Origin of the sequence: Marinimicrobium sp. UBA4509 (assembly GCF_002388575.1) — a bacterium.
In the GTDB taxonomy this organism is placed as follows: domain Bacteria; phylum Pseudomonadota; class Gammaproteobacteria; order Pseudomonadales; family Cellvibrionaceae; genus Marinimicrobium; species Marinimicrobium koreense.
This window is the reverse complement of record NZ_DGMV01000082.1, coordinates 36478-48613: the sequence shown is the minus strand read 5'-3', so window position 1 is coordinate 48613 and position 12136 is coordinate 36478. Positions and strand designations below refer to the sequence as shown.

At 59.4% G+C, this 12136-nt stretch carries 11 protein-coding genes; 7 read left to right on the top strand and 4 right to left on the bottom strand.

The window, feature by feature from the left end; all coding sequences use genetic code 11:
* Nucleotides 1–78: 78 nt before the first annotated feature.
* The 4 genes from radA (at nucleotide 79) to B3520_RS15150 (ending at nucleotide 6028) form a co-directional block, all read left to right on the top strand.
* Nucleotides 79–1455, top strand: coding sequence for a DNA repair protein RadA (radA, locus tag B3520_RS15165; protein WP_024462166.1), 1377 nt, complete (start codon nucleotides 79–81; stop codon nucleotides 1453–1455).
* A gap of 197 nt (nucleotides 1456–1652) precedes the next feature.
* Nucleotides 1653–2744, top strand: coding sequence for a porin (locus B3520_RS15160; RefSeq protein WP_246004444.1), 1092 nt, complete (start codon nucleotides 1653–1655; stop codon nucleotides 2742–2744).
* A 43-nt stretch (nucleotides 2745–2787) separates the two neighbouring features.
* On the top strand, nucleotides 2788–4815 hold the full coding sequence (locus B3520_RS15155) for a BCCT family transporter (RefSeq protein ID WP_123639168.1): 2028 nt from the start codon (nucleotides 2788–2790) through the stop codon (nucleotides 4813–4815).
* A 199-nt stretch (nucleotides 4816–5014) separates the two neighbouring features.
* Nucleotides 5015–6028: a DoxX family membrane protein gene (locus tag B3520_RS15150; RefSeq protein ID WP_286804464.1), complete on the top strand. Its 1014-nt coding sequence runs from the start codon at nucleotides 5015–5017 to the stop codon at nucleotides 6026–6028.
* Here B3520_RS15150 and B3520_RS15145 read toward each other — a convergent pair.
* Nucleotides 5973–6353: a PilZ domain-containing protein gene (locus B3520_RS15145; RefSeq protein ID WP_123639166.1), complete on the bottom strand. Its 381-nt coding sequence runs from the start codon at nucleotides 6351–6353 to the stop codon at nucleotides 5973–5975. The two genes, B3520_RS15150 and B3520_RS15145, sit on opposite strands and share 56 nt — an antisense overlap.
* A 27-nt stretch (nucleotides 6354–6380) precedes the next feature.
* Nucleotides 6381–6758 carry a PilZ domain-containing protein gene (locus B3520_RS15140; RefSeq protein WP_123639165.1) on the bottom strand — a complete coding sequence of 126 codons (378 nt, stop codon included), beginning with the start codon at nucleotides 6756–6758 and terminating at the stop codon, nucleotides 6381–6383.
* 128 nt (nucleotides 6759–6886) lie between these two features.
* Here B3520_RS15140 and B3520_RS15135 point away from each other — a divergent pair, with 128 nt between their 5' ends.
* On the top strand, nucleotides 6887–7801 hold the full coding sequence (locus B3520_RS15135; RefSeq protein WP_123639164.1) for an ROK family protein: 915 nt from the start codon (nucleotides 6887–6889) through the stop codon (nucleotides 7799–7801).
* Between the two features lie 68 nt (nucleotides 7802–7869).
* Here B3520_RS15135 and nhaD read toward each other — a convergent pair whose 3' ends face one another.
* Nucleotides 7870–9321, bottom strand: coding sequence for a sodium:proton antiporter NhaD (nhaD, locus tag B3520_RS15130; RefSeq protein ID WP_123639163.1), 1452 nt, complete (start codon nucleotides 9319–9321; stop codon nucleotides 7870–7872).
* Between the two features lie 253 nt (nucleotides 9322–9574).
* Here nhaD and B3520_RS15125 point away from each other — a divergent pair, with 253 nt between their 5' ends.
* Nucleotides 9575–9985 carry a hypothetical protein gene (locus tag B3520_RS15125; RefSeq protein WP_123639162.1) on the top strand — a complete coding sequence of 137 codons (411 nt, stop codon included), beginning with the start codon at nucleotides 9575–9577 and terminating at the stop codon, nucleotides 9983–9985.
* Nucleotides 9986–10040: 55 nt separating this feature from the next.
* Nucleotides 10041–11261: a transporter substrate-binding domain-containing protein gene (locus B3520_RS15120; protein WP_123639161.1), complete on the top strand. Its 1221-nt coding sequence runs from the start codon at nucleotides 10041–10043 to the stop codon at nucleotides 11259–11261.
* 7 nt (nucleotides 11262–11268) lie between these two features.
* Here B3520_RS15120 and B3520_RS15115 read toward each other — a convergent pair.
* On the bottom strand, nucleotides 11269–12136 hold an 868-nt coding region (locus B3520_RS15115; protein ID WP_286876385.1), incomplete at its 5' end, for a sulfite exporter TauE/SafE family protein.

Genomic DNA, 12136 nt, shown 5'->3' with positions numbered 1-12136 from the left:
ATCCGCCCTACGCGGGTCTATACCGCTGCGCTCCGCCGTTCCCCAATCCGCGATGATCCATCAAATCGGAGCTCAATCTTGGCCAGCAAATCCAAAACCAAAACCGCCTACGTGTGCAACGAGTGCGGCGCCGACTTCACCAAATGGCAGGGCCAGTGCAGCGAATGCGGCACCTGGAACAGCCTGTCGGAAGTGCGCCTCGGGCCCACCCCGAGCAACCGCAGCGCCCGCTTTGAGGGCTATGCGGGGGCGCCCGCGGGAGAAGTGCAGACCCTGGCCGAGATCAGCCTGGAAGACCTGCCGCGCCTGAGCTCCGGGGCCGGGGAGTTCGACCGGGTGCTGGGCGGTGGTTTTGTGGCCGGCTCGGTGGTGCTGATTGGTGGTCATCCGGGCGCAGGGAAGAGTACCCTGCTGCTGCAGACCCTGTGCCATCTGGCCGGGCAGATGCCGGCGCTGTATGTAACCGGCGAGGAGTCCCTGCAGCAGGTGGCCATGCGCGCCCAGCGCCTGGGGGTGCCCACGGACAAGCTGCAGATGCTGAGCGAGACCAACGTCGAGAGCATTTGCGCCACGGCCCAGAAGATTGCGCCCAAAGTGATGGTGGTGGACTCCATCCAGGTGGTGCATATGAGCGATATCCAGTCCGCGCCCGGGTCCGTCTCCCAGGTGCGGGAAAGTGCGGCTTACCTGACCCGGTTTGCCAAGCAGACCGGTACCGTGGTGATTCTGGTCGGGCACGTGACCAAGGACGGCTCCCTGGCCGGGCCCAAGGTGCTGGAGCATATGATTGACTGCTCCATTCTGCTGGAGGGCGACAATGACTCGCGCTTTCGCACCCTGCGGGGCAACAAAAACCGCTTCGGGGCGGTGAACGAGCTGGGGGTGTTCGCCATGACCGAACAGGGCATGAAAGCGGTGAACAACCCCTCGGCCATCTTTCTCCAGCGCGCCGATGAGATCGCCTCCGGCTCGGTGGTGATGGTGATGTGGGAGGGCACCCGTCCGCTGCTGGTGGAAATTCAGGCGCTGGTCGATGACAGCCATACCGGCAACCCTCGCCGGGTCGCGGTGGGGCTGGATCAGAACCGGCTGGCCATGCTGCTGGCTGTGTTGCACCGTCACGGCGGCATCATGATGGCGGATCAGGATGTGTTTGTGAACGTGGTCGGCGGCGTGCGGGTGATGGAAACCAGCGCGGACCTGGCGCTGTTGTTGGCGATTGTGTCCAGTTTCCGCGATCGCGCCCTGCCGGAGGACCTGATGGTTTTCGGTGAAGTGGGCTTGTCCGGGGAGATCCGCCCGGTGCCCAGTGGCCAGGAGCGGCTGCGCGAGGCGGCCAAGCACGGGTTCAGAAAAGCGATTGTGCCCAAGGGGAATGCGCCTCGCGAAAAAAAAGAGGGCCTGGAAGTGATCGCTGTGCGCTCTTTGGCCGAAGCACTGGATGCGATCGAATAGCGCCTGAGCGGTGGATGACGGCCTGCGGCCTTATGCCACCCTACAATTGCGCGGCACCGAACCACGCGGCACTGATTTATACACTATAGTTTCTAAAGCCGGTGTGACCTGACACCGAACACCTAAGATTCAAAGGCATACCGGTTCTCCCTCGCATCGACACCCGGTGTCGATTTTCACTTGCATAAGGAGGATACGTGGCAAAGCGATCATCGCAATTCTTGGGGGCCACTGCGCTCACGGCGGCCAGTCTGATTCTGCCCGCTACCGCACTCGCGGAAAACACCTTCTCGGCCGGCGTCTGGGGCACCTACGCCTATCTGCCGGACGACGATACCAGCCAGGACACCTGGGGCGCCTTCGAAGGTGAAGCCCTGATCCTGTACGCTGACGGCAACGCCGAGCCGGACGAAGGGCGCTGGCTCTATTCGGCGGAAATGCGCCTGGGCCCGGGCAGCTTCACCGATCCGGCCAACAACTCCACCGGCGATCAATTCACGCTGCACAAGGCCTGGGTTGGCTGGCAGTTGGATGATGATCATGTGGTCAAGGTCGGTAAGAGTCAGGTGCCTTTCGGTTGGAAGACCGTCAACTTCTGGCCCGGCGACGTGCTGCTGGCCGGTTTTGGCGATCAGATGGACGTCGGGGTCAAGCTCTCCGGCGAACGCGATGCCTGGCGCTACGATGCGGCGCTGTACCTGGCCGATGACTGGGGCGGCGCCAGTACCGATACCGTGGATGATAACGGCCACTGGGGTAGCTCAACGACGTTCCGTAAGGTGCAGACCTGGGTCGGTAATGTCGAGTACGAGTGGGTGGAAAATCACTCTATTGGTCTTTCACTGCAGAGCGGCAAGCTGCAGGATCTGACCGGGCTTGGCAACAACGGTGTGGATGGTAGCCATGACGCCGCGGTTTTGCATTATCAGGGGCGCTTCGATGCCTTCTACGCCAAAGCCTCCTATATCACCATGTCCCGGGATTTGCCGTCGCTCTATCGGGACGATGCCGGCCTGCCGGGTACCATTGAAAACCAGCGCGTGGCGGTGGAGCTTGGCTACGATGTCGGCCCCTGGTCCTATTACATCGACCTGAGCAATGCCAACCCAGACACCGCGGGCAGCTCCGCTGGCCGGGTTAACGCCATTGCGCCCGGATTACGCTATGACTACGGCCCCGGTTGGGTGTATGTCGAATACCTGACGCAAGACGGTTTCGTTGACCGCAATGGCCAGGTCGGCGAGGGCGACTTCGATGCGCTGTATGTCTCGTTGGATTTCTACCTGTAAGTTCGTCCATCTGTAAATTCACATTCTCAAGCTAGGGGTTACCATGGCTGACGATAACACCAAACCTGAGCGGGCATCCGCAATTCCCGAGGGTGCCCAGGATGCTCTGCCGAGCTGGATAAAAATCAATCCGCCCGTATTCGTGGGCTCGGCCGTCTTATGTCTGCTGTTTGTTTTGGGCACGATCATCGCGCCGGAAATGGCGGGCAAACTGTTTACCAGTGTGCAGAACTGGGTGGTCAACACAGCCGGCTGGTTTTACGTGCTTGCTGTGGCTCTGTTTCTGATCTTTGTCGTGGTCTTGGCGATGTCGAGCTACGGGAAAATCAAACTGGGGCCCGATCACAGCGAACCGGATTACACTTACATGTCCTGGTTTGCCATGCTGTTCTCGGCCGGTATGGGCATCGGCCTGATGTTCTTTGGTGTGGCGGAGCCGGTCATGCACCTGATGAGTCCGCCGGTGGGGGATGAAGCCACGGCGGAGGCTGCACGGGAAGCAATGCGGATCACCTTTTTTCACTGGGGTATGCACGCCTGGGCAATTTATGCCGTGGTGGCATTGTCGCTTGCCTACTTTGCCTTCCGGCAGAATCTCCCGTTGACTATCCGCTCGGCGTTGTATCCGCTGATCGGTGAGCGAATTTATGGGCCAATTGGTCACGCAGTGGACATCTTCGCAGTGCTCGGCACGCTGTTTGGTGTTGCCACCTCCCTGGGCCTGGGGGTAATGCAGATCAACTCCGGCCTCAACTATCTGTTCGACGTGCCCAGTAGCGTCGGTGTACAGATTCTGTTGATCGCCGGGGTCACCGGGCTCGCCACCATTTCAGTGGTGTTGGGACTGGATGGCGGCATCCGCCGGATCTCCGAGCTCAACCTGATTCTTGCGGTCATACTGGTGCTCTTTGTACTCTTCGCCGGCCCCACGCTGTATCTGTTACAAACCTTTGTGCAGAACACCGGTTACTATATTTCCCGCCTGGTGGACACTACCTTCAACCTCAACGCCTATGAACCCAAAGGCTGGCTGGGCGGTTGGACGCTCTTTTACTGGGGTTGGTGGATCGCCTGGTCGCCCTTTGTCGGCATGTTCATTGCCCGGGTTTCGCGGGGACGCACCATTCGGGAATTTGTGACCGGCGTGCTGTTTGTACCGGTCGGCTTTACCTTCATGTGGATGACCTTTTTCGGCAACACCGGTATTCACATGATCATGGAGCAGGGTATCACCCAACTGTCGGACGCCGTCGCCGCCGACTCGTCGGTCGCGCTGTTCCAGTTCTTTGAGTACCTGCCGCTGACCACTATTGCCTCGATGATTGCCACCGTTCTGGTTGTCACTTTCTTTGTCACCTCATCGGACTCCGGTTCGCTGGTGGTCGACATGCTGACCTCCGGTGGCACCGACGATGATTCACCCGTTTGGCAGCGCATATTCTGGTCGGTCACCGAGGGTGTCATTGCCGCAGCCCTTCTGCTCGCCGGGGGACTGAGTGCACTCCAGACGGCCACCATTGCCAGCGCGTTGCCCTTCACCATCATCATGCTCTTGATGTGTTGGGGGCTGTTGCGCGCACTGCGGCTGGAAATTTTCAAACGTACCAGCCTCAAAGAAGCCATGTTGGCACCCAGGGTGTCTTCACAGTCTGACTCTTGGCAGCGTCGCCTCGCCCGGGTGATCCGTCATCCGAAGCGCCAGGATGTGCTGACCTTCATCAATGATACGGTGCACCCGGCCCTGGGTGAGGTCTGCAAAGAGTTTGAAAAACAGTCCCTGAGTGCCCGGGTCGTCCAGGACGACAATGACCGCTGCTGGATCGAAGTCTCTCACGGTGAGGAGATGGACTTTTTCTATTCGGTGCATGCCCGGCCCTATACACCGCCGACCTTTGTGATGAGCGATGTTCGCACCAAGCGCGGCGAGCAACTTCGCTACTACCGGGCGGAGGTCTATTTGCGTGAAGGCGGACAGGATTACGATGTCATGGGCTGGACTCGCGAACAGATCATTGCCGATGTGATTGATCAGTACGAAAAACACATGCACTTCCTGCAAAGCGTTCGCTAGTGTTCGCCCCGGGCCTTTAAAGGCCCAAGGATTTTCACGCCGTTTCCGAATCGGGGCGGCGTGAAAATTTTCCTTCCCTGTTAACCACCCCACATTGTCGATAATTCCTGGCATGGATTGTCACGACTGACTGGCGTTGCGGCGTTTAGCCGCTAATATGCGCCGGACATTTTCGGTCGTGATCGACAGGGTGAAATACATGGCGACAATAACAATAATCCGCTGGCACCACCTGGCAGCCATCGCCGTCGGCGGTGGTTGTCTGGGTGTGTTTCCAGCGCTTTCTCATGCACATGTCAAATGGTTCTCGGAGCCCGTGGCAGAGCCGGCGCCGGCGTTGCCGGACAGCACCACCGTGGTAGTGCTCTGCGTTCTGGTTGCGGTGGGTACCTTACTGGCAAAAGCGGTGGACCTGTTGAGCCGGGCCTATTCCCTGACGCCGCGCTGCCTTTGCAGCCGCTCCACAGGCCCGCTGCGGCTTGTGTACTATCTGATCGCCGGCTATTTTCTCGGCGCCGCCCTGACCGGAACGTTTCTGGTGCCTCACCTTCATGTTGCCGAACCCTTGTTGACCTTGGGGGTGGCGGCGCAGCTGGTGGTTTATAGCGCCTTGTTGCTCGAACGGGGTCGGGCGCTGTGTGCTTCTCTGATTGTGATGTTGTTTGTCATCGCCGGTCTGCACGATCCGCTCTTTGTCATGGAATATCCGGTGCTGTTGGGCTTGGCGTGGGTGGTACTGTTCGCTGATAAAACGCCCACGCCGCTGGGCATTTTTCTGGTCCGCTGTCTGCTCGGTGCCTCACTGATCAGTCTGGCTTTTACCGAAAAACTGCATAATCCCGCGCGAGCCATCGCGCTTCTGGATCATTACTCGCTCAATTTTATGAGTGAGTTGGGGCTGGCGTACAGTGACCGTTTGTTTGTCTACTCGGCCGGAGTGGTGGAGTTGCTTATTGGGGTGGTTTTTCTGAGCGGCTGGGTGACCCGGCTGACGATTGGCGTTCTGTTCGCTTTTATGGTGGCCACCAACAGTTACTTTTTCTGGATCGGAGAGTACCGCATGGCGATGATCGAACTGGTCGGACACCTGCCGATCTTTGCCTGTGGAATATTGTTACTGTTTTACCATCCGGTCAGTGAAAAAACAGGGGCTTCCGTCAGCCATCCGGGCGCGCCAGCAAGAGCGTCAGAAGCACCTGGTCGACCTCGCTGAGCGGGCGGTACTCCACCCCCGCCGCCAGTCCGCTATCGGTTTCCTGGCAGTGCACCAGAGTTCCGCGCAAACGGACCAGTTTGCGGGACTGGTACGCCAGTACGTCGGATACGTCTGGTGAATCAAAGTCTTCCAGCTCGATGGTCAGTGTGATTTCTTCCCCCTCGTCCAGAGGTAACGTCTCCTGAAGGTTGAGGCGTGCCCCGTTGAATGACATATCCACCACTTCGACCGAGCAGCAACGGTTGGCTTGTGCCACCCGGGCTATGGCTCGAACCGGGTGACGAGTGTGCTCGCGACGTTCTGGGGGCGCCATAGCGGGCATGGTGGCATCCTCGAAGTACCGACGGGTTCAGGGTTGTTGACTGGGGGCGATGAGCTCGCACAACTCCCGTTCCATGGCGTCCGAATTTCCGATGTTGAGCTCAATCAGACGACGCAAGTGCTGTATGCTCTCCAGATCAATGGATTGGCACTCCAGGCCCAGCCGGCCCGATTCCTGATGGGCCACACGGCCCTGCATGAAAATATCGATCTGGTCGCTCAGGTGGATATCCACGGAAATGGGGGTGTCGATTTGGACCGAGTGGCTGGCGGGCCATTCAAACAAAGCGCCTTTCAACGACAGGTCCAACACCTCGGCTTCAAAGGTGTCGGAGCCAATGGTCAGTTGTGCGGGAGCATTGAAATGAATGCGGCTGAACGGGCGTCGCTCCTGATGTTGCGGCATACCGGGCCTCACTGACGGGGTTATCCCCTAAGTGTAGTCGTTTTTTGATTGGCCACAAGGGGTGTTTGCGCCGGATGATACCGGTTACCTATAATCGGACTCCCGATAATGAACGACGAGCCCCTGTTATGACGCAGTTTCGAATCGGTATTGATCTCGGTGGTACCAAAACCGAGGTGATTCTTCTCAATGGTGACAGTGACACGCTGTTCCGCACCCGTATTCCCACGGTCAAGGGGGATTATCAGGCGACGCTGTCCGCCATAGCCGATCTGGTGGCGCAAGCGGAGGCGCAGGTCGACCTGCAGGGGTTGCCGGTCGGGGTGGGGATTCCCGGGTCGGTTTCCCGAAAGACCGGGAAAGTGAAAAATGCCAACTCGACCTGGTTGAATGGGCAACCGCTGCATGCGGACCTGTCCCGACGGCTCGAGCGCGATGTCAAAGTGGTCAATGATGCCAACTGCCTGGCGGTGTCCGAGGCCACCGATGGTGCCGCTGCCGGATACGAGTGGACCTTCGCGGCGATTCTGGGCACTGGATGCGGCGCCGGTCTGGCCTGGCGTGGACAGGCCGTGGTAGGGCCCAATGGTGTTGCCGGGGAGTGGGGGCACAACCCGCTGCCCTGGACATCGGACACCGAGTTGCAGTCCCGCCGCTGTTACTGTGGCCGCTTTGGCTGTCAGGAGACTTTTCTCTCGGGGACGGGGCTGTGTCTGTCCTATGAGCGGATGACCGGAGAGGCGCTCACTGGGCAGCTCATTGCGGAACGGGCCGGGTCGGGTGAGCGTGCGGCGGTGACGGTGGTGAATCACTATCTGGATGGATTGGCGCGCGGGCTGGCGGCGGTGATCAACGTGTTGGACCCGGACGTGATCGTGCTTGGAGGAGGTGTGTCCAATCTTTCGGTGATCTACGAGCGAATGCCCGAGTTGCTACCGCGCTATGTGTTTGGAGGGGAGTGCGACACGCCGGTGGTGCAGGCCGTGCACGGGGATTCCAGTGGTGTGAGAGGGGCCGCCTGGTTGAACCCCGTCGTGTCATGATGGGTAACCAGGCGGACGCGCTTTATCCAGATAAGCTGAAGCGGTTTATTCAAATAAGCTGAAGCTCTCTACCCAAACAGGTTGAAGCTCTCAACATTCAGCCACAGGTGGACAAAAATACTGGCGATGTAACCCAGGGCGATCACCGGGGTCCACTTCAGGTGGCCGAAGAAGGTGTAGGCACCGCGGGCCTGCCCCATCAGTGCCACGCCGGCGGCGGAACCGATCGACAACATGCTCCCGCCGGTGCCCGCCGTCAGGGTGATCAGCAACCACTGGCCGTGGGACATTTCCGGCTCCATGGTCAGCACCGCGAACATCACCGGAATGTTATCAATCAGTGCCGAGGCGACACCCAGCGTCACGTTGGCGAAAGTCGGGCCCCAGCCGTTGTAGAGAATGTCGGACATCATCGCCAGGTAGCCCATAAAGCCCAGGCCGCCCACACACATCACCACGCCGTAGAAAAACAGCAGGGTATCCCATTCCGCGCGGGCCACCCGGTTGAACACATCGAAAGGCACCACACTCCCCAGTCGACGCAGGGCGGCCTCGTCACCCGCGCGTTCGGCGAGCGCCCGTTTGCGGGCGAGGGAGCCGGGCAGGGTGCGGCGCAGGAAGTAACCGAAGAACTGCAGATAGCCCAGGCCCATCATCATGCCGGCGACCGGGGGCAGGTGCAGGAAGGTGTGGCAGGCCACGGCGGTGGCGACGGTAAACAGGAACAGCGTCATGATGCGCAGGGCGCCGCGCTTCAGCTCCACCTCTTCCACCACCGCGTGGGGTTTGCGGTTCTCGACAAAGAAACTCATGATCAGCGCCGGGATACCGTAATTCACCAGTGCGGGAATAAACAGCGAGAAGAACTCCTGGAACTGGACGATGCCGGCCTGCCAGACCATCAGGGTGGTGATGTCGCCGAAGGGGCTGAAGGCACCGCCGGCGTTGGCGGCGATGACAATATTGATACAGCACAGATTGATGAAACGGTTGTCGTCCGGGGCCATTTTGGTGACCACGGCACACATCAGCAGAGCCGTGGTCAGGTTGTCGGCAATGGGCGAGATCAGGAAAGACAGTATCCCGGTCATCCAGAACAGCGTTTTGTAGTTGAAGCCTTTGCGCACCATCCAAGCCCTGAGAACATCGAACAGGCGCCGCTCTTCCAGAGCGTTGATGTAGGTCATGGCCACCAGCAGGAACAGCATCAACTCAGCAAATTCCAGCAGGGTATGACGGAAAGCAGACTCGGACTCGGAGGACATGCCGCCCTGCACATACACCCAGCCAATCATCATCCAGATGATACCGGCTGCCACCAGCACCGGCTTGGATTTACGCAGATGCAGTTTTTCTTCGCCCATCACCAGCAGGTAGGCAATGACGAAGACGGTCAGGGCTACATAGCCGACACCGCTGTCGGTGAGATCCATACTGCCGACGGCGGCAAATGTCTGAGGGCTGAATAGCGCGAGCAAAACGCCCGCTAATACCGAAGTAAGCGCGAATGTTTGGGGCATTGTGAATTCCGTGTTGTGAGAGTCGGAAATGAGTGACCGAGGGCGGTTTAACGCGGGCGGGATATTACCATAACGTCTTTCTAAAATCCCCTCCAAAGCCCGCCGCTCTGGGGTTTGCTACTTCTTCAGAAGTAGTCCGAATTACCATTTTTGTGCTGTGGGTGGCGATCAAAGTGTCTGCTCAGTCACAGCATTGCCTGATCATGGGGTGTACGCTGACGTCCAACGATGTATTCAATGAGGCAATCCCCCCATGGCCCTGTTAGCACGTACCCTATCGGACGCTCCTGTCGAAGAAACCCGTGACTGGTTGGTCACGGAAATTGCTCCACATCAGTTCAGTGCTCATCGATCCGCACTGGTTCAGGGGAGCTGGACGGGCTGGTTTGATATGGCGGTCTGGCTGAAAACCCCGGCGGGCGCCATGCAACCGCTGCAATTGGAACTGGTCTACCGGGATGGTGCCGGGGAGCAGCGGGTGGCGATTGACCGGTGTCCGGTCGGGGGGCATCGCACGGTTCTGTTGAACGCTTCGCTACCACTGACCTTTTCCGGGCGTGTCCAGTGGGCGGCCTTTGTCCTCAAGCGGCTGGCGCCTGAAGCCAAGGTCAGCCTGGATTTGTGTCATCTGGTTCCTCAGGAGCGTCGCCAGCGTTTCGCCTGATCCATTGCAACTTTGACTGCCTGCTATACTGAGGGCTCTGTTCGGAGTCCCCAGTATGTCTATTGTTTTTCCACGGTTGGGCGCATTCGTTGTCTGGATAGCGTCCCTGCCGGTCTTTGCCGCCAATGTTCAGCTCGGCACCAATGTGTCGGACTTTGAGCAGTTCTACAATCGCGGTGGCGGCTCCGTCGAGCACATTCAATGTATTTTTGACCACCTGGGGTATACCCCCGAGATTCAGCGTATGCCCTGGCGACGTGCCCGACAGGAGGTGTCCACGGGCAAGATTGATGGGTTTTTTACCGCGATTCACACTCCTGAAGTTGACAAATACGCCACCTTGTCGGCACCTCTGTTGCTGGAAAACTGGTATTGGTACTGGGCGGCCGGCACCGAGGCACCGGACCAATGGCGCAACGGCGGAATCCGGGTGGGTGCCATTCTGGGCAGTCACCAAGCGGTGTGGCTGGATCAGCAAGGCTACCCGGTGCATATGCGGATCAACAGTCTACCCCAGTTGATCAAATTGCTCCTGAGCGGCCGTATTGATGCGTTTATCGCCGACCGGGACCACATGAGAGCGGCGGTCGAGGCGCTGGGGGTCGACATAAACCAGTATCAGGAGCGGTTTTTACGTTACATGCCGCTGGGCGTGTACTTTGGCGATGAGTTTCTGACCGCCCGTCCGGAATTTCTGAAGGCCTTCAACCGGCATATCATCGAGTGCACGGAAAGCGGTTTTGTCATGTCGGCCCTGGAGCAGGCTGAGCTGCACAGCTGGCTATCGCCCCTGTTGAGCGAGTGGCAGCGCACCCCAGGGTTGGTCGCAGCTCTGAAAGCTCAGAATCGGCACCATACGGACCTGGCACAAGAGGCGTTGGTACAAATGGATCAGGCCTGGCAGGAGGCCTTCCGCGAGGGGGCTTATGGCGAGGTTCAATCCTGGCTGGATCAGGTGCTGTCGGATCGACTGCGCGCCCTGGCCGTCGACGCCGACGGCCGCATCACCGAGGTGATTCTCACCGACTTGAAGGGCCTCAATGTGGCCGTCAGTGATATGACCTCGGATTACTGGCAGGGTGATGAAGCCAAGTTTCAACGGGCGATCGCGCTGAGCGCCGGACAACTGAATTTTGAACCGGTGGAATACGATGAGTCCACCCGGCGCTTTCAGGTACATGTCAGTCAGCCGGTGAAGGATCCCGATACCGGCGAGTTGCTGGGTATGTTGATCGTGGGAGTGGATGTCGACAAGGCGTTGTCACGCCCCCACTGACCGAGGCCTACGGGCACTCGGCCTTTTCTGCCGCAGGTTCGGCGTCGCCCGCCTCGGCGGCCCGGCGCACCTCATTTTTGCGCTGCGCTTCGGCGACCAGTACTGATCCCCAGCTGCGCAGGCGCTCAAATACCCACAGGCAGAACCCGAGGGCGCCCACTGCCAGTGCAATACCCACCAGTCCCAGGTCATCCTGCTCGGAAAAACAGGTCCAGACAAACTGCCCGACACACAGGGTTGCCACCACCAGCAGGATCGGCTTGCGGCCGATTTTATCGACGATGAACACGCCCAGAGGTGCGCCCAGGGCGACGACGGGTGCCGCTGCAAGCCAGTTCTCAAACACACCGGGTTGCCAGCTGTTGGTGACACTTTTGATAAGGACCCCGTACAGTGAGGCCAGAGCCATGATGACCACCGAGGTGGGAATCGCGATCTTCAGGTCCGCCCGGCACAGCAATACCAGCGCCGCATAGAGCACCATATCAACGCCCACCCCGGTGACCGACACCGCCAGCAGGCAGGCAACCAGCCCGAGTACAAACCCGACCCGGTGATCCCAGTGCTCGTCGAACTCGGTCATGCCGACATGGCCCGCAATTTCACCAATCCGGTACAGGTGCAGCACGCCAAAGCTGCCCCAGAGCACCGCGAAGGTGACCTTGATCCACAGGTCCGGAATCAGGGGGGCGAAGAAAATGATGCCAATCGGGGTGCCAATCAGACCGCCCACCACGGCGCCCTTGAGCATGGACCAGGCCAGTGGCTGGCGGCGCGCCAGGATGAAAATGGTGGCGCTCACCATGCCGATGGACTGCACGGCGAAGCTGAAATCCCGGCCGAGCGTGGCGGGCATATCGAACAGCAACACCAGC

Excerpts from the sequence above, each read along its gene's own strand:
- B3520_RS15155 (WP_123639168.1), top strand. The coding sequence starts at position 2,788 with ATGGCTGACGATAACACCAAACCTGAGCGGGCATCCGCAATTCCCGAG.
- B3520_RS15150 (WP_286804464.1), top strand. The coding sequence starts at position 5,015 with ATGGCGACAATAACAATAATCCGCTGGCACCACCTGGCAGCCATCGCC.
- B3520_RS15145 (WP_123639166.1), bottom strand. The coding sequence starts at position 6,353 with ATGCCCGCTATGGCGCCCCCAGAACGTCGCGAGCACACTCGTCACCCG.
- B3520_RS15140 (WP_123639165.1), bottom strand. The coding sequence starts at position 6,758 with ATGCCGCAACATCAGGAGCGACGCCCGTTCAGCCGCATTCATTTCAAT.
- B3520_RS15135 (WP_123639164.1), top strand. The coding sequence starts at position 6,887 with ATGACGCAGTTTCGAATCGGTATTGATCTCGGTGGTACCAAAACCGAG.
- nhaD (WP_123639163.1), bottom strand. The coding sequence starts at position 9,321 with ATGCCCCAAACATTCGCGCTTACTTCGGTATTAGCGGGCGTTTTGCTC.
- B3520_RS15125 (WP_123639162.1), top strand. The coding sequence starts at position 9,575 with ATGGCCCTGTTAGCACGTACCCTATCGGACGCTCCTGTCGAAGAAACC.
- B3520_RS15120 (WP_123639161.1), top strand. The coding sequence starts at position 10,041 with ATGTCTATTGTTTTTCCACGGTTGGGCGCATTCGTTGTCTGGATAGCG.